This is a genomic window from Hymenobacter telluris (assembly GCF_017313265.1).
Classification (GTDB): Bacteria; Bacteroidota; Bacteroidia; order Cytophagales; family Hymenobacteraceae; genus Hymenobacter; species Hymenobacter telluris.
Genome location: NZ_JAFLQZ010000009.1, coordinates 1 through 22,473, shown reverse-complemented (window position 1 = coordinate 22,473; position 22,473 = coordinate 1). Strand labels below are relative to the sequence as shown.

14 protein-coding genes and 1 riboswitch are annotated in these 22,473 nt (G+C 57.6%); of the genes, 8 read left to right on the top strand and 6 right to left on the bottom strand.

From position 1 onward, the window contains the following. Positions 1-64 precede the first annotated feature (64 nt). Together J0X19_RS14185 and tssD are read left to right on the top strand one after the other, a co-directional pair. The gene (locus J0X19_RS14185) at positions 65-1,438 is read left to right on the top strand and encodes a DUF5458 family protein (protein ID WP_206985037.1); all 1,374 of its coding nucleotides are present in this window, start codon (positions 65-67) and stop codon (positions 1,436-1,438) included. Between the two features lie 103 nt (positions 1,439-1,541). Continuing rightward, entirely contained in the window at positions 1,542-1,943 is a 402-nt protein-coding gene (gene tssD, locus J0X19_RS14180) for a type VI secretion system tube protein TssD (RefSeq protein ID WP_073287881.1), read from the top strand. 180 nt (positions 1,944-2,123) lie between these two features. Here the strand turns inward: tssD and J0X19_RS14175 are convergent, their stop codons facing one another. From J0X19_RS14175 to J0X19_RS14160, 4 genes are all read right to left on the bottom strand, one after another. Continuing rightward, positions 2,124-2,561 carry a hypothetical protein gene (locus J0X19_RS14175; RefSeq protein ID WP_206985036.1) on the bottom strand — a complete coding sequence of 146 codons (438 nt, stop codon included), beginning with the start codon at positions 2,559-2,561 and terminating at the stop codon, positions 2,124-2,126. Between the two features lie 4 nt (positions 2,562-2,565). After that, entirely contained in the window at positions 2,566-6,777 is a 4,212-nt protein-coding gene (locus J0X19_RS14170; protein WP_206985035.1) for a DUF6531 domain-containing protein, read from the bottom strand. 66 nt (positions 6,778-6,843) lie between these two features. Next, positions 6,844-7,680 carry a hypothetical protein gene (locus tag J0X19_RS14165; RefSeq protein ID WP_206985034.1) on the bottom strand — a complete coding sequence of 279 codons (837 nt, stop codon included), beginning with the start codon at positions 7,678-7,680 and terminating at the stop codon, positions 6,844-6,846. Positions 7,681-7,690: 10 nt separating this feature from the next. Continuing rightward, a complete protein-coding gene (locus J0X19_RS14160) occupies positions 7,691-9,526 on the bottom strand; it encodes a type VI secretion system Vgr family protein (RefSeq protein WP_206985033.1) in 1,836 nt (611 codons plus the stop codon). Between the two features lie 174 nt (positions 9,527-9,700). Between J0X19_RS14160 and J0X19_RS14155 the strand changes: the two genes are divergently transcribed. The 6 genes from J0X19_RS14155 to J0X19_RS14130 all read left to right on the top strand — a co-directional run bounded on the left by J0X19_RS14155 (position 9,701) and on the right by J0X19_RS14130 (position 19,489). Then, positions 9,701-10,813, top strand: a complete 1,113-nt coding sequence (locus tag J0X19_RS14155) for a hypothetical protein (protein ID WP_206985032.1) — start codon at positions 9,701-9,703, stop codon at positions 10,811-10,813. 4 nt (positions 10,814-10,817) lie between these two features. Next, complete coding sequence (locus J0X19_RS14150; RefSeq protein WP_206985031.1) at positions 10,818-11,186, top strand: hypothetical protein; 369 nt, start codon at positions 10,818-10,820, stop codon at positions 11,184-11,186. 460 nt (positions 11,187-11,646) lie between these two features. Continuing rightward, positions 11,647-11,738: riboswitch (SAM riboswitch) on the top strand. Positions 11,739-12,213: 475 nt separating this feature from the next. Next, positions 12,214-15,240 carry a SusC/RagA family TonB-linked outer membrane protein gene (locus J0X19_RS14145; RefSeq protein WP_206985030.1) on the top strand — a complete coding sequence of 1,009 codons (3,027 nt, stop codon included), beginning with the start codon at positions 12,214-12,216 and terminating at the stop codon, positions 15,238-15,240. A 12-nt stretch (positions 15,241-15,252) separates the two neighbouring features. Next, positions 15,253-16,608 carry a RagB/SusD family nutrient uptake outer membrane protein gene (locus J0X19_RS14140; RefSeq protein WP_206985029.1) on the top strand — a complete coding sequence of 452 codons (1,356 nt, stop codon included), beginning with the start codon at positions 15,253-15,255 and terminating at the stop codon, positions 16,606-16,608. Between the two features lie 169 nt (positions 16,609-16,777). Beyond that, positions 16,778-17,527, top strand: coding sequence for a M14 family zinc carboxypeptidase (locus J0X19_RS14135; RefSeq protein WP_206985028.1), 750 nt, complete (start codon positions 16,778-16,780; stop codon positions 17,525-17,527). Positions 17,528-17,539: 12 nt separating this feature from the next. Continuing rightward, complete coding sequence (locus tag J0X19_RS14130; RefSeq protein ID WP_206985027.1) at positions 17,540-19,489, top strand: M14 family metallopeptidase; 1,950 nt, start codon at positions 17,540-17,542, stop codon at positions 19,487-19,489. A 102-nt stretch (positions 19,490-19,591) separates the two neighbouring features. Here the strand turns inward: J0X19_RS14130 and J0X19_RS14125 are convergent, their stop codons facing one another. After that, positions 19,592-21,637 carry a HelD family protein gene (locus J0X19_RS14125; RefSeq protein ID WP_242582658.1) on the bottom strand — a complete coding sequence of 682 codons (2,046 nt, stop codon included), beginning with the start codon at positions 21,635-21,637 and terminating at the stop codon, positions 19,592-19,594. A 206-nt stretch (positions 21,638-21,843) separates the two neighbouring features. Continuing rightward, positions 21,844-22,473 (bottom strand): ATP-binding cassette domain-containing protein (locus tag J0X19_RS14120; protein WP_206985025.1); only part of this gene is annotated, 630 nt, incomplete at its 5' end.

Sequence of the window (22,473 nt, the reverse complement as noted above, 5' to 3'; positions counted from 1 at the left end):
GGCCTAGCAACATCCTTTTCCCTCCCTTATCTTATACTATAGCTCATTAGAGCTTCTTCTCTGTATGGCGACCGAACAACAGAATGCTGCCGCCGCAGCGGGCTCCCGCGAACGGGAACGTGCTCCTGGGTTAGAACAAACCACGCAGGCGTTGGCCAAATTCGGTGGTTTCGACCTTCTGGAAACTACCATCGATGGGGCATCCAACCTCAATCCTGAAAAGAAAGCGCGTAAGAAAATTTTTCTTACCGAAGACACCAAGAAAGCCGACCGGCAGCAGCTCAAAAAGCGGCTGGCGCTGTGGCACGAAATGCTAAGCAAAGCCGACTCGGTGGCAGATGCCGTGCAGCAGTGCGAGCAACAGGTAGAGTCTTCGCAGAACCAGCTTACCGACAACCTCAAGAAAGCCATTGAGGCCACGCACGACATGGAGCAGTCGTACCGCTCCGTGGCGCTGTTCTACCGCAACACCGACCAGGATGAGATAAAGAATATCTCCATCCTGAACGCCGATAAGGACCAGTTGCAAGACCTAGACAATACCACGTTTATCGATGCCGTGTCCAGCGAGTTGGAAGACAACTACGACCGTCTTGATCTGCGCGACAACTACTCGTTACTAGTAGTACCTGGCTATTTGGGCTCCAACAAGGTGGTAGACAAATGGGCCAAGATTGCGCACAAGAACAAGGTGATGCTGGTAACTGACTTCGAACATTACGACACGCCCGACGACGTCATAGAATTGTTCGAGGAAGCCAACCTAACTGGGGCCGACGCGCACAAATCCAACGTAATAATGGCCTGTAACTGGCTGGTTGGCCGGGGCAAGCTGGAAGAAGTAGGCGAAGAAGAGGATTTGTTTGTGCCACCTTCTTCGGCTTTGGCGGGCCGCATCTACAGCACGCTGGCCTCGCAGGTAACAGCGGGCCGCAAGCACGGCACCCTCAACGAAGTGGATGGGGTACGGTTTCCACTGCGCAAAAGCGAAATTGCCAACCTCGAGAAATTGGGCCTCGTGCCTATGGTAAACGAATATGGACGGGTAATGGCCTTCTCGGCCAAAACGCTGTTCAACGGTGACAATATCGGCCTGCAAACCTACTCCGTGGTGCGCGTGTTCGACTATGTAACCAAAGTACTGATTGATTTCCTCAACCGGCGGGCTTTTGAAAACTGGGACCACAACATGCGCATGGACATCCAGAGCCAGATTGTGCGGTTCCTAGACGGTATTGCGGGTCCAGGCAAGTTGATTGAAAAATTCTCTATCAAGAAGTTCGAGCGAGACCCTAACCAAAAGGACCGTATTCTGCTCGACATTCACATGGTGCCTTATTTCCCAGCCAAAACCTTCTTGGTTTCGCTGGATGGCACCAAAGGCGACGACCCAGATGATCCGGGCCGTGACTGGAATGCTGAGTACAAGCAGCAGTAATAAGAACCAGTGCGACGATATGCTGTCATAATGAAGTAAACAACCAGAAGTAGAGTTATTCCTTTCCATTAAAACCATTTTTCAACCCTAACCAGTTTGTAGTATGGCCTCATTTAGTGCATTTTTCAATGCCGCTGGCAGCGGTGACTGCGAAGTAGTAAGCTGCAGCTACTCCTTCGATCAAGCCATTGACGACAAAGGTCGGCCTTCTTCTAAGGTACAGGGTGGCACTATCAAAGTGACCATCGTTTCTACGGATAGCGCCTCACTTACCAGCTGGATGCTAGACCCCTACAAGCGCGAAAGTGGTAAGATTACCTTCAAGCGCATTGATCAGGACTCCACTCTCAAGGAAATTTCCTTTGAGGAAGCCTACTGCGTAAGCTATGCTGAGCACTTTGATGCTCGTGGTGCCGACACCAACACGTCCATGACGTTGAGCCTGACTATCTCGGCCAACAAAATAAACGCAAACGGCGCCGTGTTGGACAACAAATGGGTGTAAGCCCTCAGAACCAATAAAAAAAGCCCCGGCACCAGTGGTGTCGGGGCTTTTTTTATTGGCAATTCTCTGATAATCAGCAAGAATATCTACCCACAGCCCATTCTACCACGCAAGCCGCCGCTCAGGTTCGGCGTAGCGCATTCGGGCCCCAGCTACTGGCATAGGGTGGCAGCACAGCGGCTAAGTTAACTTGAAGTACCACTCTAAAAACTCATTGAAGGTTGCCCATTGTGGCTGTAGGGTGCCATTACGCAATGCAGTGAGTTTTTCTCCCAGCTCCACTTCCACTACCGCCCCCGTATGGCGGTCATAGAAAAAGCCGCCCTCGGCCTCGAAGCCATCCAGGGGAATGTACTGTTTCGGCAACCCCAGCATATTCCAGGTGCGGTCCAGATCTAAATCGTAACTGGAGTAGATGGTATTCCAGCAGATATGATACAGCTCATAAAGACGGCCTGTGAACGTTGGGCCAATGGTCGACAAGTGAAATTCGGCTAGTTCGCTGTCGAGCGGAATGTTCAAATCGAGTAGAACGTCAGCGTATTGCTGCTTCACGGAGTTCTGGGGCTGGGCATTGCCATCGGCCACCAGATATTGCTTTACTTTTTCAGACAACATAGTGCTATTTTTTACACCCTATTGATTGGGCACTTCGCGCTTTTTGAACCGTTCCGGCCCGGTCTTTCCAGTACTGTTCTCGGTCAGTATTGAACAGGTCCCGGTCTACCGGGTGGTCGGGATGTTTATTGGGTAAATGTGGGTGTAACGCATTGCTGCCATAGTAGCGTTGGTGCGTACCCTTCGACAACTCGAAAAGTGGCCCTTTGCCATTTTGTTGGGAGTGGTGCAGGTTGATTTGCTCGTAGCGCCCATTTTTGACGACGAAGGGGGCCTCACCCCGCAGAGCACGGTCTAGGTTTGTTTCTGTGCCACCGCCTTTCGCCGTGAGTGGAAGGTCCCAGTTGATCTGCTGCTGGTATACTTTGTAGTCGAATCCGGTTCCGGTTGTAGGCGCCGTCCAAGGTACCGGATTAAAAATACTACAGCCAAATAAATCCACCCAGCTGGTGGGGTCATGGGCGTAGGCATACAGATTCGGGTTGTTGCTTTTCAGCCGTAAGGGGTCCTGGCTTACGTACTGTCCGCTCTCCGGATCATAGTACCGGAAGCGGTTATAGTAAAGACCCGTTTCAAGGTCTTCATACTGCCCTGGGTAGCGGAACGGGCACGCCTGGGCCTCTCCCTTTAGCTGGCGCACCCGGCCGTAGCTGCTCAGTTCGGCCAACCAGGCTTGCTGGCCATATTGGTCTAGCATTTCGAGCGGAGTTCCCAGGTGGTCGGCAATGATGCTGAACTGCGCATTGCCCTGCAGCTTTCCAACCGGGGTGAAACTATCGTCTTCAAATACCCAGGTCACCACATCGGCCGCAGACGTAACCAAGGAATCCGGCGCATACCACTCATGCAGGGGAGTATTGCCATCCCACAGCCACTGCTTGGTTTGGCCTTGGTAAGATTTGCTGATGCGGCGCCCCAAGGCATCATACGTGAACCGCACCGGCTGCCCGTCGGGCCGCAGTACCTCGCACAGCATGCCGGCCGCATTCCAGGTGTAGCGCCATTCCTGTCCTTGAGTTGTTGTTTTGCGGATCAGGTTACCCAGTGCGTCGTAGGCATAGCGCGTGCCGTTGGCTTCGAGCAACTGCCCGGCCGGGCCATAGCGCCGATCCTGCCGTTGTACGGTTGTAAACAAATTACCCGTGGCATCAGGCAGGCGCAATTCTCTGTGGCCATCCGGATACGTGGTTGCTACCAGGTTGCCCCACGCATCGTGCTCGAAGCGGCTGAGCCCCTGCGTGCTGTCCTGGATATGGAGGAGCTGGTCGCCGCTTTGCCACGCATAGGCACGGGTCCGCTCCTGGCGCCCGGCGCCCGTTCTGATGTGCTGTTCGGTGGGTCGGCCAATCTGGTCACGCTTCCAGCGGGTACGCACGCCGCCGCTCAGGCTACGCTGAATTTCCAGGCCCTGCGCGTCTCGCTCAAACAGGGCCTGCCACTGGCCGGCCTGCATGCGCTCTACATTACCTGCCCTATCACGACTGAAGGTAAGGTCGGCCCCCATCGACGAAGTTACTTTCGTTCGGCGGCCAGCGGCATCAAATTCACTGGTAACGGTATGAACTCCCTGCGCTTCCTCCAGTACATTGCCCAGCAGGTCGCGCGTGAAGGTTACGTCGATGGTGTTGTTGCTGGCGCTGAGCAAAGCTCCGTCGGCCCGGTAGGTGAAAGAATTAATTTGGCCATCCGGATAACGCACTTTGGTTACCCTGGCAACCTGGTCGTACTCGTAGCGAACAGCCTGCTCGTCTGGCAGCACCATTTCTATAACCCGGCGGCCAATGTCGCGCCGGTACTGGCGCGTCAGCCCGTCGAAGCTTACTTCGGCGGTTACGTCGCCCTCTGCGTCAAGCTCGAAGCGGTAAGCCAGGCCGTGCTCATTGACAACAGCACGCAGCCGCTCTTCGGTGTCGTGCAGAAATTCCACGGCAACGCCGGCCTCTACGCGCCGAATCAGCCGGCCCAGGCCACGGTAGGCATACTGCACATCATGCCGCCGGTCTTTGGCTCGGATGATGTTATCCAGCGCGTCATAGTGTAGAAAGCGGACGTTGCCATCGGGTTCGTTTACTTTCACCGCCCGATTCAACAAATCGTACTCCCGCCACTGCACGTTGCCGCGCACATCGGTGATTTTATAGGGTCTGCCCCAGGCATCATACAGCCAGCGGCTCGTAGCTCCTTCCTCGTTGCGTAGCTCGAGAAGGTTGCCGGCCGCATCGTAGCCTAATGACGTTGAGCGGCCGGTTAAGCTATCCGTAATCTGGGTGAGCCGGCCGTTCTGGTAAGTGTAGGTGATGCTACGCCCTGTGGGGTCTTTACGCGCCAACAATTGCCGCTGCTCATTATACTGCCACTGCTGCTGGCTGCCCAGGGCATCCGTGAGGGCAATCAGGCAATCCTGCTCATCGTACTGCCGCTGAAACTTAGCGCCGTCGGGCTGGATTTCCACAATGCAGTTGCCGCGCTCATCATAGTCGTACAGCGTTTGATAACCCAGCGGATCGGTTTCAGTGAGCAGCTCGCCAAACTCGTTGTACTCGAAGCTGCTGACGCCCCCGCGCGCATCGAAAAGCTGGGTGACAACCCCCAGCTCCGGGTCGTAGGCGTACACCCGCTGCGCCCCCACCGAATCGACAACGGTGGTGCGGTGATTTTCCAGGTCGTAGCTAAGCTGGCAGGCGTAGATGCCGTCGTCGCCCCAGGTACGCAGGCAACGGGCACGGGCATCAGTACCATCGTAGCGGTAGTAAAAGCTGACGCCATTTTTGTACGTAGCCCGCACCAGCAACGAGCCCTGGTAGCGGAACTGCCAAGCCTGCCCCAGAGCATCAGCAGCTTTTACCAGATGGCCTTGTCGGTTGTAGCTGTAGCGTACTACCGTCACCTGTCCGCGGGGCTCGGTGGGGTGCGGCGCCTGAATGCTGAGCAGCCGGCCCGCGGCGTCGTGCTCTATTTTGAGTTCCCGGCCCGCGCTGTCGACGAGGCCGGTTAAGTGCCCATCAGCGGAATACTCAAAGACGATAGTACCCGCATTGCCAGCCCGCTCCAGCCGGCTTAGCTTGTAGGAATCAGTGGCGCTACTGTGGCTGAAATGGTGGGCTACCCCATCCGCATCAACATACACATAGCCAGCCGTAGTGTGGGCCAGCGTTATTTTCTCGCTCCGAATGAAAACAGCTTCCCCCAGCGGAATCAGCTCACTGCCCGTATAGCGGCCGTCGGGCAGGCGTAGGATTATCACCTCATCGTCAACGTAAAGCTCTTCGTCGTAGCTGTGGTGCCAGCCGTGGCCCAGGGCGCCTTCGTGGGCGGAAGTGGAGTACCACACGCGGCGCCAAACCAGAGGCAACGGACCGTTCAGCTCGAAATCTATGGCTTCGTTGATAACCTTGCCCGTTGCCACATCTACCGGCTCGCCAACGCAGAGCGGCTTGGGGGTGCGGTTGCGCCCAAAGGCATTGGCAAACCGATCCTCCATGGTGCGGGCAAACCTGGAGTTGGCAATGCGCTGCCCGAGCTTGGAGTTGGCCAGCTTGCCAATAAGCTTGCCGCCAAGCTTTTGCATTACGTAGTTTTTCGCCGCTTCCCAAGCTACTTCGCCTACGATGGACAACCCAACTTCTTTGCTTGGGTCGCGGGCAAACTTGGTGGCTCCTCTCACGGCCACGGCGGCAGTGCCCGCAATGGTGCTGGCCGTCATCAGGTAGCCGGCCCCCGTTATCATGGCTGCGCCCAGCGGTGCCCCTACGCCCGTAGCCACCAGAATAGCGCCGCCAATTCCCATGGCCAAGCCGCCCCAGAAGCCCCAGCCCGAGGCTTCTTCCACGGCATCCGCGGCGGCGTCTATCTGGTCCAGCTTCTGGTCCAGCTCAACGGCGGCCGTGGCATCGGCTTTGGTGAAGTGAATGGCAATTTTACCGCCCACTCCGCACATGCACTTGCTGGTATCGAGCAGGGGCCGGGCGCCCAGCACGGTGAGGCCGTCTTCCATCACCCGCTCCCACATCACAGGAGCGGGCATGCAGGGAGTGCGCGTTACGCTGCACACGCCAAACGGCAGGATGTTGACCAGCGGAATCTTGTCTAATTCGTTGGCGAAGTGCTCGTCGTAGAGCTGTACCGGCTTAGGGGTCACGTTGAAGCGCGAAGGACTTACGCCTTTGTCGCAGGTGAGCCAGACTCCGTTCATCACATACTTGTCGTCAACAGCCATAGCGTAGCGGGTGAGTTAGGGAAGATCGAACAGAACAGATAGCAATTTCTTGGCGGAAAGGAGCACCTAGCCAACAGTTTCCAGGGTGTGGTGCACGTTGTTTTGGTAGATGCCCGGCACTGCCACTTCCAGGCGCTGCTCGGCCTGCAACAGCCAGCCCGTAGCTGCCTCCAGCGTATAGCGTTCCATACAGTTTACGTGCATATTCACCTTCAGCAAGGGATTGTCAGCCATGGTACGGAACAACCGGCGAAGGTCGTCTTCCTGCAAGGCCTCCTGGTTGAGCGTACCCACTACCTCAAGGGTCAGGTGGTTGGGAGCCTGACTTTCCACCACTTTCGTAGTGATTTGAAGGGGCAGACTTACCTGATTGATAAACTGCTCGAGCACCCGCGTACCCGGTACGGGCACGTCAGGGGTGTAGCCGTACCCGTAGATGCCAGGTAGTAGCACGCCGTGCAGACCTTTGTGGCGGATAGTTTTCTCGAACACGCCCTCTTTCTGCATGTTCTGGCCGAATGCCTCGAAAAAGGCTTTGGGGTAGTACTTCTCGTACTTCTTGCTTACGCCGGAGCGGATGCGCTGCCAGGTGTCAAGCATTTCCCCTTTGTTTTCGACGCGGTCCAGCCGCCCGTAAATGTCGGTCTGAACAATTAGGGCATTGCTGACCCGGTTGAGGTCGGCGGCCAGCGAGTTGAAGAAAGTACGATTCTCAGCCTCAAAGCTTAGCACATCAATAGCCAGCCGATAGGTGTTGTTGGGTTTGCGCTCCAGCAGCGTCTGCCGGGCCACCGTATGATACACGTTGCGCTCCTCGGCTTCATTCATGCGCATAAATGAGGTGGTAGTGAGCTTGTACGTACGCGGGGCTGCCACAGCTCCCAGCGCCAGAGGCAATGACATAGCGCTGGAATTAGTGGATTCTGGTTTTGCCGGAGCTGATGCTGGCTTTACTGCCCCCAGTCACATCCAACGACGAGGACGCGGCAATTTTCATGGTGTCGCCAGCACTGATGGAGGTGGCTTTGCCATCCATATTCACTTTTTCGCTGCCGGTCATGGCTATTTCCTTGGCTGTTTTCGTGATTTTGGTTTTGGCATTGATTGTCACGTTTTCGGCCGTGAGGGTGATATTTTTCTTGGCCGTAAGGGTAATGTCGCCGCCAGCGGTGAGATTGATAGGGCCATTGGTGCTGATACTGACACTACCGTCGCCGTTGAAGTTGATGTTCAGGGACGTGGCTTTGTTGTTGGAGTTGGAGATATTGATGCTCTGCTCGCCCTCCTTGTCCTGCATCACAAACTTATTGCCCCCAGCCGTCTGAATGCCTTTCATCAGGTTGTTGTCGGGCGAGTATTTAGCTCCTTGCTTGTTATTGGCGTGGAACATATTGCCCAGTACAAACGGCTGTTCGGCCAGCCCATTCTGGTAATCTACCAACACCTGCGAGCCTACTTCGGGCTTGAACAGCTGCCCTTTGCCACTTCCGGAATACGGCGTGAGCAGGCGTATCCAATCGGTTTCGGCTTGCTGCGGATTATCAACGGGCCAGTGGTAGCGCACCTTCAGGCGCCCTAGCTTCTCGGGGTCTTTGTCGTTGATGACTTCGGCCAGCTCGGGTGAGCCCTGCGGGGCGTCGTAAGTTGGGTTCAGCGGCGGCACTTCCACTACGTGCGGCACCGCCGAAAACTGGTTGCTGTAGTTGCCTACCTCATCAATGAAGTGGGTGATTTCCAGGATGCGGTACTTGCCGAAGCTTTCTGCCGTGAGGTGCTCCGTGCCAATACCCTCGCCGCTAACGTTGAGCACGCTCCCCAAGTGCAGGCTGGGGTTGTCGCTAAAGCCTTGCAGCGTCACGAGCCCGGCCGCCGCATTGGCCTTGAGCAGCTTGGCTTCTTCATCAAGCTGGCTGTTGCCCTCGATAACCATTTCGGCTGTGGTGTGGGCCTCGTCTGCAAACAGCTTTTCGGCCTGGCTTAGCGCAAAGCCGCCGTAGGGGTGGTTTTGCAGGCTGGGCAGGCTTTGGCTACTGGTGCTGCTTTTAAAGTGCTGGTGTTTCTGGTAGTTGTACTCGTACATCTTGGCCTTGGTGGGCAGCAGCGTCATCCCAAAGCTGAAACTGTTGTAGTCGCCGTCGGCCACAAACTCAATTTCCTCGCTGCTGGCCGGTGTACCCAGCTGCAAGGCTTCGCCGTCGTAGTAAAACCACTCGCCGTACTCGGCGGCCAGCCGGCTCAGAAACTCGAAGTTGGTTTCGCGGTACTGCACCACGTAAGGCAGCGGCGCCTTGTGCTGCGGGTTGATTTTGCGCGCCAATACATTGGCCGGGTACGGCTGCAACACCTCATTGAAAATAGCATCGAGGGTTTTGGCCACGAACGTGCGCTTTTTGGAGCCGCTGGCCAGCAGGTAGCACGGACTGAAGCCGCGAGCCACTACGCTGCCCGCAAAATCGTTGTCTTTGCCGGCTTCCAGATGCGTAATTACGCCCTTGAACAACAGCTTCTGCCCCTGGTTGAAGTGGAAGGAATCAGCTTCGATGGCCAGTGTAAGCGGCTGACCTAACAAACGCTTATGGGCCTGCGAAAAAAAAGACACCTTGCTTCCCTCCACCCGGTCGAAGGGTACAACCACCTGAAACTCGTGATGAGCGAACAGACTTTGGGTGAGAGATATTTGTTGAATATCGGCGGAGGGGGCTAATGCCGCACCAGCGCATTGCACAGAGGATGTTACCTGACGACTCATGAATCCGAGAGAAGTTAAAAAAAACTGGACATTCACTAACGACACCCCAACTATATCCTGGGCATTCAGTAAACTTAGAAGAATTCTTGAAACTTGCGCTTTTCAAGGCCGCCTTCCATTAGGCCTTACGTGGATTCTTGCATTGCTGTTCATTTCGCGTACTGCTGATTCGATATGCTCGCTCCTACCCCACCACCTCGTCGCCAGCCACCTGCCAGTAACCGGGTACAGGCGCTCCGCCCTACTGCCAAACCGCTAAGCAAGTCTCGGCCCGTAAGTGGGCGGGTGGTGGTGGCACAGCAAGGAAAAGCAACTCCGCGAGTGGCTCCGCGGCCAGTAAGCCAGCGCCCCCGAGCCATTGCGCCTCCTAGCATAGGAGCACGGATGCTGGCGGGTGGGGTACAGGCCGCCAGAGCCTACGGGCAATACTCCATCGGCTTTTATGAAGGTGTAGGCGCTTCCTTGAAAGGCACCTGGAATTTTGCCACCCACGATGCTTGGCAGGCAAAAACCTGGACTGAAATGGGTACCACCATCGTTGCTGTCAGCCTGATTGGCCAGACACCCGGCAACCCTACCGCTGGAATGCGCAGTGCGCAATGGCTGGATCAGAAGCTTGGTACCCAGTTTGCTCCGCGGCAAGTGCAGATTGTCATGGCGTTAGACCGAACCATTAAGGAAATGCCGAGTTGGAAGGCGCGGCAATGGGGCAAAGTGGTAGGCCGCGTAGCCGGCGACGTACTCACGACCAAAGGAGCCGGCGGCGCGGCCAAAACCGGCTTCCGCATTGCCGCAACGGAAGTGCAGCACGTCCGGACTATTACCAAGCTGACGGGTAGTGTAGCCAAAGCAGCGCCAGCTTATGGGCGCTTTACGTCCGTAAGGGCCCAGATTCCGTTCCGGAACGTAAGTACCCCGCCCGGTAAATCGGCTTTCTGGTCGGGGCTGGAAGGTGTTTCGGGCGGGAAAGCGGCGCAAGAGGCCGAAATGCTGGCCCGCTTGAATGGCCGCACTTCTTTGGAAATGACCAGAGGCGGCGCCTGGCTGGATCGGCAAACCGTGCTGCTGGATGGCAAAGTGGATTGGCGCACGCAAATGCGGCCCCAGTGGGGGCGCTTGTCGCGCCGGTTTGCCAGGGGAGCCAGCGGCAGCGTGGAAGTGTATAAAGGTCCGTTCTACGACCCAAAATTTTCTATCTGGGCGACGATTGAAGAAAAGGAACTCGCGACTTCCATGCAGGCCGGCCGCGTCACAGAAATTCAGATTACCACTATTCCTAAGAAGTAGCAACATGAGCTGGCGAGACGCAATTGGTGATTTTCTGGAAAGGTTCGATAAGCCCAACACTCCTTTAGGCTCCGCTGAAACCCCCTTCAATTACGCACTGCAAGCCAGCTTCAACACGGACCCCAACCGTTCGAGAGTTACTGCTGAAACCTTGCAGGCCGCTTTTCCCGGCCTTACTAAATCCGACGCGGAAACTGCCCTGGCTAAAGCTGATGCAGCAGGCCGGCAAGCACTGGAAATTTACTACAACGTCCGGGACGGAATCCTGTCAGAATCTGCTGCGGAAGCCAAGCTTAAGACAGCATACCCTGAAATTTCTCAAGCAAACTTTCATGTGCTACGAGCAAAGTCGCACATGGCAGCCAGCAAATGAAAAGCAACTCAGAACATTAATGAATTAACACTATTTACAGGAAATACCATATAAACAACAAGAATATTTACAAAGTCAGTAAAATATAATTTTACAAGTAAACATATCTACGTTTCGAATATCATTTCTTCCAAAACACACCTTCAAACAAGACAATTAAGGCCCGATTAGTATAACAAATAACAAATCAGCAGTCTGATTTCAACAGGTACTTAATGTAATTTTATCAATTTAATCAGCTCATTATTTTAATGATAAAAGCGCTTTATTCTGAGCAGTAGAACAACTGCTTACTATCATTTTAATGCGGCGGCAAACCACCTCAAACGAGGTGAAATAAAACCCAACATCAACAGAAGTAGTGGTAGCGCGGCGCGGTGCTGGTGATAAAAATTTGGATTTCTAAAAAATGCTCACCTACATTTGCAACATCAATTCTTTCCAATAAAGTAAAGGATTGTTTTTATACAGAGGCGCGGAGAGACAGGCTCGATGAACCGCCGACAACCCCCGGAACATCCGGAACGGTGCCAAGTCCTGACCATATAAAAACAACATTGCCGTGAGCACCTTCACCTTTCTTGCCGCCCCATCCGCCACCTGCGCCGCCGTACAGCATGGATGTTGTGACTTCCTGCGTCTGGTCGTCTGTATGCGGGTGATGGGCATGAGCTGCTAAGGACCGGGTACTCCCCTTTTCTCCTTCCTGTTTGCTTAGGTAACCGCGGGCTATAGCACGCCGCTCCGTTACCCCACCCCAGGGCACTTGTGTGTCCTGCCGGCCCGGCGCTGCCCGTTTCAGCGGGCTATTACGCGCAACCGCCAGACACCCTCTGGGGCCGTTTCCTGCCTTTTACGGTGGTTTTTGCCGAGTTCCTCCCCGAGGAATCTGCTACTCTGTGCGCCTTTTCAAGCCGCGTAGCAGCCCGCGCGAAGGCCCCCATTCCGAAAAGAACTGCCCACTAGCGCCGCTACCACTGCGCGCCGCCGACGGTGGGTTTTCATCGCCACTACGCTCATTTTTCATATGAAATTATCTACTCTTGGGGCGGTGCCCGTGGCTTTGCTGAGCCTGGCCAGCACGAGTCTAGCCCAAACTACCCCCGCGCAAACCGTGACGGGAACCATCCTTGATGCCGCCGACCGCACCCCGTTGCCGGGCGTTACGGTGGTGGTAAAAGGCACCACAGCAGGCGCTTCCACTGACGCAAACGGACAATTCACGCTGGTGCTGCCTGCCGGCAACAACACGCTGGTAGTTAGCGCCGTGGGCTACGTGAGCCAGACGATAAATGCCACGTCGGGCACGGTAAGTATTGCGTTGAAATCCGACGTGAAGCAGCTCTCGGAAGTGGTAGTGACGGGCTACAGCGAGCAGAACCGCAAGACCCTGACCAGCGCCATCAGCTCGGTGAAGGGCGACGACTTGCGCGACATTCCGGCGGCCAGCCCCGACCAACTCTTGCAGGGCAAGGCACCCGGCGTGCAGGTATCGGCCAACTCGGGGGTGCCGGGCGGGGGCGTGTTTATCCGCATCCGGGGCAGCAACTCGGTGAATGCCAGCAACGACCCGCTCTACGTGGTGGACGGCGTGTTCATCAACAACAGCAACCTGATTGCCACCGGCCTCGGTAACCAGGTGGCCTCCAACCCGCTGGCCGATTTGAACCCGCAGGACATCGAGAGCATGGAAATCCTGAAGGACGCCAACGCTACAGCCATTTACGGCTCCCGCGGGGCCAACGGGGTGGTGCTCATCCGGACCAAGCGCGGCAAAGCCAGCGACAAAACCCGCATCACCTTCAACACCTACCACGCCCTGTCGAAAGCGCCGAAAAAGTTTGATTTGGTAACCGGGCAGGAGTTGGCGACGCTGGAAAACGAGCGGTTTCTGAATGACGGCGGCAACCCGGCGCTGCTGCCGTACCGCTCGGTGGCATCGGGAGGGCGCGGCCTGCCGGAAGAGCAGCAAACCTACGACCGGCTCTCCGACGTGTTTCGCACGGCCCAAACCCAGAGCTACGAGCTGTCGGCGGCCGGGGGCTCCGAGAAAACGCAGTTCTACATCGGGGCGGGCTATTTCAAGCAGGAAGCCATTGCCCGGCCCACCGATTTCGACCGGTTCAGCTTGCGCGTCAACCTCGATAACTCGGTGAACGACAAGCTGCGCATCGGCACCAGCACGGCCCTCACCCGCACCCACCGCAACGTAAGCAGCAACGACAACAACCCGGTGGGCGTCATCAACTCGGCCTTGTTTCCGCGCACCAATCTGCCGGTGTATAATTCCGACGGCTCGTACGCTAAATATGGCTCGTTCGACAACCACCAGGCCCTGATTGACAACCTCAACAACGACGCGGTGGGCACCCGCGGCATCTCGAACGTGTACGGCGAATACCGCCTGCGCAGGAACCTGACCTTGCGCAGCAGTTGGAGCATCGACTTCAATGAGATGTACGAAAACAACTTCAACAACACGCTCATTCTGGCCGGGCAGCCGCGCGGCACCGCCACCTCCTACCTCTCGCGCGACATCACCTTGCTCAACGAGCAGACCCTGAACTACAACGTGGATTTCGGGGAAAACCACTCGTTGCAGGCGCTGGTAGGCAATACCATCCAGAAAAATACCTTTCAACGCACCTCCCTGTTCGGACAGCAATTCCCGAGCAACGACTTAACCAGCATTGCCTCGGCGGCAACCCAAACGGGGTCGTCGGCTCGCTCGGAGGCGGGGCTGCTGTCGTTTTTCGGTAAGGCGACGTACAGCTTCAAGCAGCGCTACACCGCTGATTTTAGCTTGCGGGCCGATGCTTCCTCGCGCTTCGGAGCCGACCAGCGCTGGGGCTACTTCCCGGCCGTGGGGTTGGGCTGGCGCTTGGGCGAAGAGAACTTCGTCAAAGACCTGAACGTGTTTCAGGAGCTGAAATTGCGGGCCAGCGTAGGCAAAACCGGCAACCAGGCCGGCATCAGCGACTTTGCGGCGCTGGGGCTGGTGCAAGGCGGCGCCAACTACCTGGACCTGCCGGGCACCACGCCGTTGCAGCTGGCCAACCCTAATCTGAGTTGGGAATCGACCCGGCAGTGGAACGTAGGGCTGGACGCGGCCGTGCTGCAAAACCGCCTGCAACTGGAGCTGAACTACTACGATAAGTACACGTCGGGCTTGTTGCTGAACGTGCCGGTGCCGCGCAAAACCGGCTTTGCCTCCGTGGTGGAAAATTACGGAGCCGTGAGCAACAAGGGCGTGGAAGTGCAGCTGACCGCCAACTGGCTGCCCCAGGGCGCGGTGCAGTGGAGCACCACCTTCAACCTGGCCCGCAACGTGAACCGCATCGAGAAACTGGCGGCCCCGATTACGGCCGGCTCGCGCGACATTTTCCGGTTGGAAGAAGGCGCGCCGCTGTACTCGTTCTGGCTCTACCACCAAACCGGCGTGAACCCCGAGAATGGCAATGCCGAGTACGAGGATGTGAATGGCGACGGGCAGATTTCGGTGGCCGACCGCCAGCTGGTGGGCAACGCCTGGCCCGACTACTTCGGGGGCGTTACCAACTCGGTGAGCTACAAGGGCTTTGATTTTAATTTCCTGCTGAACTTCGAGCAGGGGGCGAAAATCATGAACATGAACCGCTTCTTCCTGGTGCACGGCGGCACGCAAAGCAACATCGGCTACCTGCGCGAGCAGCTGGACCGTTGGCAGCAGCCCGGCGACATCACCAGCGTGCCGCGCCTGACCACCAACGCGGCCAGCAACAACTACGGCGGCGTGGTGCAGAACCTGAGCGACCGGTACCTGGAAGATGGCTCGTTTCTGCGCTTGCGCACCCTCACGCTGGGCTACACCGTGCCCAAGGAAGTGGTGGGACAGGCGCATCTGAACTCGCTGCGGGTGTACGTGCAGGCCGCCAACCTCTTCACTGTCACGCCCTACTCCGGCCTCGACCCGGAAATCAACTCGCAGAGCGGCGTGCAAAACAGCAAAAACATCGACTGGGCCACGGTGCCCCAGCCCCGCACCTTCCAGGTGGGCGTAACGGTCGGATTCTAAGCTTTACTTGAGATGAAACAGACGCTATACCGCCTCCTTTTCGCGTTCCAAACCACCGCTGCTACCCTCGGGCTGAGCGCCTGCGGTGACCTGCTGGAACCCACCCCCGTGCAGCAGCTGCCCGCCGACCGCGCCATAACCGATGCCGGCAGTGCCCGCTCGGCCACCATCGGCGCCTACGACCGGGTGCAGGCGTACTACCAACTGAACTGGCCGGTACTCGGTTTTCTGCCCGGCGAAGACGTGCGCTTCAACGGCACGCTCAACCAGTTCCTGCAAATCGACCAGAACCAGCTCAGCGCCGACAACGTGCTGATTACCGAAGCCTGGACCCAGATGTACCAGGCCATCAACGGCGCCAACAACGTTATTGCGGCCGTGCCCGGCGTGAATGACCCGCTGCTGCCGACCACCGAGAAAAACCAGCTGCTGGGCGAAGCCTACTTCCTGCGGGCCCTGGTGTACTTCGATTTGGGCCGGGGCTGGGGCGGCGTGCCGCTGGTGCTCACGCCCACCCGCGGCAAAGAAAACGGCCAGGGTATCCGCCGGAGCACCCTCGCCCAAACCTACGACCAGGTGCTAGCCGATTTGAACGAAGCCGAAACCCTGCTGCCCGAAGCCGCCACCCGCAACCGGGCCGTGAAAGCCACCACCCGCGCCCTGCGCGCCCGCCTGCACCTCTACCGCCAGCAATGGACCGACGCGGAAACGGCGGCTACGCTGGTAATCAGCAACGCCAACTACGGCCTCGTGACGCCCTACCGCACGTTTTCGACGGCCCCTTTCCTGAGCCGGGAATCCATTTTTGAACTGACATTTAGCAACTCCGACGCCAATACCATGTGGAACAACTGGTTCCCGAGTGCGCTGGGCGGGCAGTTCAACTTCCAGCCGGTACAGAGCTTGATTACGCAGCTTAACGACCCGGCTGTGGGCGGCAACCGCTCGGCCTTGCTGGCTACCACCACCATTGCAACCCTTCCTGTTACCTACGGCAACCTCTACAGCCGTTCGGCCCAGCGCGACGACCCGAGTTACGTGCTGCGCCTGGCCGAGCAGTACCTGATTCGGGCGGAGGCCCGCGCCAAGCAAGGCAAGCTCACCGAGGCCCTGGCCGATTTGAACGCTGTGCGCAGCCGGGCCGGGGTACCCGCCAGTTCCGCCGCCACTGCCGAAGCCTTGCTCCTGGCCATTGAAAACGAGCGGCGCATCGAGTTTGCCTTCGAGGCGGACCGCTGGTTTAACCTGGTGCGCACCGGCCGGGCCGGCACGGTGCTCGGCGTCACGGACCAGCGCCGCTGGCTGTTCCCGATTCCCTTTAACGACTTGGTTGCTGACCCCGACCTGGAGCAGAATCCGGGCTATTAATTGTCATTTCGACGAAGGAGAAATCTGAGTTGACTCATATGAAAAGCTTACTCAGATTCCGCCTTCGTCGGAATGACAATATCCTTGCTTGACCAGGCTGTCACCAAAATAACTGTCACCATAAGCTTGCAAACACAAGCTTATAGACCTCCTTCCGATTTCTACTTTCATGTTGAAACCATACTTCTCCGCTGCCCTTCTAACGTTGGGCTTGAGCCTGACGCTGGTGCCCGCCACGGCCCAGACTGCCGGCTCTATCGGCTACTACTTTCCCAAAGCAGCGGCAGGCTCCTTCGACCCGGCCATTCCTACGCCCGAGCAATTTCTGGGGTACCCAATTGGCTCGCATTACACCCGCACCGACCAGATTGTGGCGTATCTGCGCGAGTTGGATCGGGTATCCGACAAGGTGAGTTTGCGGGTGCTGGGCAAAACGTTTGAGGAGCGGCCCCAGGTGGTGGCTACCATTACCTCGGTGGAGCATCAGCAGAACCTGCCCAAGCTGCAAGCCGAGCGCAAGGGCTTGGTGGACCCGTCGTTGCCGGTGCCCGACTACGGCAAGCTGCCGGTGGTTATCAGCTTGAACTACGGGGTGCACGGCAACGAAAGCTCCAGCTCGGAAGCGGCGTTGCTTACGGCGTATTACCTCACGGCCTCCACCGCCCCCGAAACCAAGCAGTGGCTCGATCAGTCCGTCATTACTATTGATCCGCTGGAAAACCCGGATGGGCGCGACCGGGCTTCGCACTGGTTCGACCAGAATAAGTCGTGGCCGCCGGTGACGGATCCGCTGGACCGGGAGCACACCGAGGCCTGGCCCAACGGCCGCACCAACCACTTCTACACCGACCTTAACCGGGACTGGCTAGCCCTGACCCAGCCGGAAAGCCGGGCCCGGATGGCATTTTTCCACGAGTAGTACCCCAACGTGATGATCGACTTTCACGAAATGGGCACTAGTAGCACCTACTACTTCGAGCCCACCAAGCCACTGAGCACCGAAAACGACCTGATTCCGAGGGCTACTTACGAGGTACTGAATGTGCATTTGGCCAAGTACCACGCCCAGGCCCTCGACCAGCTCGGCGCTTTGTACTGGACCAAAGAGCAGTTCGACAACCTCTCCCCTATCTACGGCTCTACCTACCCTGATTTTCAGGGCGGCGTGGGCGTGACGTTCGAGGTGGGCAGTTCGCGGGGTATAGCGCAGGAAGGCGGCAACGGCGTGGTGAAGTTTCCGTTTACCATCCGCAACCACGTAGCTACTGGCCTGGCTACCGTGCGCGGCGCGGTGGAAGAGCGGGAACTGTATTTGCGCCACCAGCGCGAGTTTTTCAGCTCGGCCCTGACGGCCGCCGGCAAGTTCCCGACCAAAGCCTACGTGTTCGGCAATGCCCAGGACCCGACGCTCACCAACCGGTTTCTGGAATTGCTGCTGCAACACAAAATCCGGGTGCACGAGCTAGGCAAAACGGTTACGCTCGACAAGCAGACTTTCGAGCAAGGCAAGGCCTACGTGGTGCCCGCCGCGCAGCCCCAGTACCGCATTGTGCACTCGTTGTTCGAGGAAGTTACTGCCTTCCACGACAGTATCTTCTACGACGTAACCGGTTGGAGTCAGGCCCAGGCCTACGGGTTACCGCTGTCTAAGCAGAAGAACACCAGCCTAGTACAAGGCGCGCCCGTAACCGTGGCCAAAACCCTGACCGGTACCGTCAACGGCGGGGCTAGCAGCTACGCATACTTGCTGCCCTGGTCCAACTACAACGCCCCGAAAGCCTTGGTGGCGTTGCAGCAAGCTGGGGTCACCGTGAAAACCGCCTTCAAGCCCTTCCGCGCCGGCACCGCCGCCCAGCCCATCGACTTCGGGTACGGCTCTTTGGTGGTGCCGGTGGCCACGCAAAAGCTGCCCACCGATTCGGTGTTTCAGATTGTGAGCCGGGTGAGCCGGCTGGCGCAAGTCACGTTTACCAGCGTGAATACTGGTTTCAGCGTGGGTGGTATTGATTTGGGATCCAACAACGTACGCACGGTGCCGGAAGCCAAGGCGGCGCTGCTGGTAGGCGCTGGCACCAACGTAGCCGAAGTAGGCGAGGCGTGGTTTGTGGCCAGCCAGCATCTGGGCTTGCCCTTGAGCCGCATCGAGTTGAGCAACGTAGGCCGTGCGCCGCTGAGCCGCTACAGCAGCCTGGTGCTGGTAGGCGGCAGCTACGCCGCGCTGGATAAGGCTGCCGTGGAGAAAATCCGGCGCTGGGTGACGGACGGCGGCACGCTCATCACGCTCAAGAATGCCTCGGAGTGGGCCATCAAGCAAGGCATTGTGAAGGAGAAACTGCTGATTCCCGCCAACGGTGGTTGGGCCGACACCACGGCTTTTGCCGTGGCCGTAGCCGAGGCCACCCCGCCCGCCCCGAAAGCCACCCAACGCCCCAAGAAAAGCGAATTGCCCTTCGCCAAGCGCGTGGACTTCGTGGAGCAGGAGCAGGAAGGCACCCGCGCCATTGCCGGCTCCATCTACAAAGCCACCGTGGACCCCACCAACCCCATTGGGTTCGGGTTGGCCAACCGGCAGCTGTATATATTCCGCAACGGCACCACCTTCCTGCGCCCCAGCCGCAACCCGTATGCCACGGTGGTGCAGTACACGCCTACGCCGCTGGTAAGCGGCTACGTGTCGAGAGCCAACCTGCGGCAAATCAGCAACTCGGCGGCCGTGGTGGTCAGCAAAGCCGGTACCGGGCGGGTTATCCTCTTTGCTGATAACCCCAACTTCCGGCACTACTGGCATGGCACCGACCGGCTGTTCACCAACGCCTTGCTGTTAGGCCCGCTGCTCAACCTGCCCGAAGGCCCTTCTATTGTTGCCGCCGAGGAAGAGTAAGCACCTTACGGCCCGAAGCTGTAGGTCTATGTCGGCCTAAAGTTTACGGGCGGGTTCCAGCGTCCCTCCTATGCATCAGCTCACGTATTTGGAGGCTTGCTATCAGGCTGTTAAACAGGCCGTAATAGCCCCCGAATACGTGAGCGTGAGCTGGTGCATGGCTCGGGTGCAGGCTACGTAGAGCAGGCGCTTATCAACCTCCGTTGTGTAGTGCCGGGCGGAGGCGAAAGGCACCACTACCGCATCAAATTCCAGCCCTTTTGCTAAATGGGCCGTGGTAACAACGGCCCCTTCTTTGAAGGTTGTGGAATCCTCCGTGAGCTGCTGCACATCAAGTCCTTGCAGTGCCCGATACACCTGCGCGGCGTGCTGGCGCGTTTTGCAGATGATTCCCAACGACTGATTGCCGGAACCTGCAAAGGCCTCAACTAGCTGCCTAACGGTTTCCAACTCCTCGGCTTGGCTGTTGCAGTGCGTTACTGTTGGCTCCGGCCCGTGGCGTTCCAGCGGAATGAGGTTGGGGTTCGGTATGATCCGCTGCGCGAAGGTGGTAATTTCCAGGGTTGAGCGGTAGCTGCGGTAAAGCGTAACCACCTCGGCCTGCGGGAAAACCCGCTCAATGGTGTCGGCCGACGAGGAGCTGTAGGGGTTTACCGTTTGGCTAACGTCGCCCAGGATGGTTTTGCGGCACAGAAACAAGCGCGACAGCACGGCATAATGCACCGGCGTGTAGTCTTGCATTTCGTCTATCAGCAAGTGCTTGACGTGCTCATATGCCGTAATGCCTTCCAGGCGCAGGCGTAAATAGATCAGCGCAAAAACATCGGCGTACTCCAGGCGCAACCGGTGGTCGAGTTGAAGCAGTTCGGGTTTGCCGAGCCAGCGGTAGAAGTCTCGGTAGAGGTCCAGCACCTGATGAAACTTGAACAGGCGAGGCACTGCTTCCCCAATCGTGGCCTTCTCCTGTCCGGTCAGCTTGCGGCCGGCTGCATCGCGCACGTAGGCCCGAACCTCGTTGGCGACCAGCGCAAACCGTTTCAGGAGCGGTACGCGGTGGAAGGTCCGGAACTTCTGCTGCAAAAAGGCAACTGGAACAACGGTCCGGCCAACCCGCAAGTCGCTCCAAGTGAAATAGTTATTTTCAATATGAAGCAGGTATTGGTTGAGCTGACTCAGGAAATCGAACGAAGATTTAAAGCGGATGCGCTCAATAAACGCTGGGTTGTGGTGCTCCAATAACGCCGATACCTGCTCGAAAAAAGTTTGAAACGTGTAAGGTTGCCCGAGCAGGTCGGCCGCCAGCTCGTCCATGCTCAGTTCCGGAATGTGCTCTTCGCCAAGCTCGGGCAGGACGTTGGAGATGTAATCGGCAAATACCTTGTTGGGCGAGATGATGAGCAGGTCGTGGGCCGCAATGGTTTCGCGGTAGCGGTAAAGCAGAAACGCCATACGGTGCAGCGCAATGGAGGTTTTCCCGGAACCCGCTACGCCCTGAATAATCATCACCGACGCAGTTTCGTTGCGAATCACCGCGTTTTGGTCGCGCTGAATGGTGGCGACAATGTTTTTCATCTTGTCGTCCGACGACTTGGCCAACTCGCGCTGCAGCACGTCGTCGTTGATGTTGACGTCGCTGTCGAGCATAAACTCCATGCGACCGTCGCGGATCTTGTACTGCCGTTTGCGCTCAATGGCCCCTTGAATTGTGCCGGAAGGGGTACGGTACGAGGCTTCACCCAGCTCGAAGTCGTAGAAGAGGGAGGCAATGGGCGCCCGCCAATCGTAGATTAGGTTACGGCGCTGCCGCTCGTCGAGGAAAGAGTGAATACCGATGTAAACCGGCGTTACGGCCTGATTTTTTGCAGCGAAATCTACCCGGCCAAAGTACGGCGACTGCCCCAGCTTGAGGAGCTTGCGCTTGCGCGACACGGCAGCTTCGCCGGTAAAGGCCATGCGGTTAATGGATTGGCCCGCGGCCACCATGTCGGCGTCGTCCATGCTGGACTGGTGCTCGTGGATGTAGTGCTTTTGCTGCCGGAGCTCGGCGGAAGACTGCTTAACTGCGTCGTCAACCCGCCGAATAGCCAGTGTCAGTTGCTCCTTTATTTCTTCCAGGTATTCTCGCTCTTGCTGTTCGGTGTCGTTCATCACGTGCGGCGCTTGTAAAACGGACCTTAAAGGTGGCCCCAAAATCTGGTTAGCCGAAAGATTCAAGAGTATCCTGGCTATAAACGGGTACTCCGCATTCAGCAAAGGCCCTTCAGGAAAACCGCCAACCAATCAATTTCATCACCAATGGTCTGTACCAGGCTGTGCTCGGACAGCAAACGGCTTACCACTAACGACAACACTACCTAATTGGCCACTACAATTACTGGCTTTTGGGTGTACGGATTGGTAATGAGGTGCATATCCACTGCAAATACGTCGCGCAGGAGTTGCTCGGTGAGGTCAAGCGGATTTGCTAGGTTGGCGTAAATCTGGCCGTTCTTGATTAGCACCAGCCGGTCGGCATACCGTAGGGCCAGGTTGAGGTCGTGCAGGATGGCAACCACAATGGCTTGGGCGTGAGCAAGCTGCCGGGCTCGTTGCAGGAGCTGGTGTTGGTACTGAATATCGAGGCTGGATACGGGCTCATCGAGCAGCAGCACCCGGCTACCCTGGGCAGGTGCCTCCCAAATCTGGGCCAGCACCCGGGCCATCTGCACTTTCTGGGCTTCGCCACCGCTCAGCGTGGAATAGTCGCGCCCGGCAAAATCCGTCATGCCCAGGTCGGCCAGGGCCTGCTGCGCAATGTGCTGGTCGTGGCGGGTGGGGCGGCGCTGGAAATGCGGGTAGCGGCCCATCAGCACCACGTCCTGCACGCTGAGCGGAAAAGCCAGGTGAATTTCCTGCGACATTACCGCCCGCTGCCGGGCTAGCTGGGTACTATCAAAACCCGACAGCGGCCGGCCATCCAGCAACACCTGGCCGGTGCTGGGCGG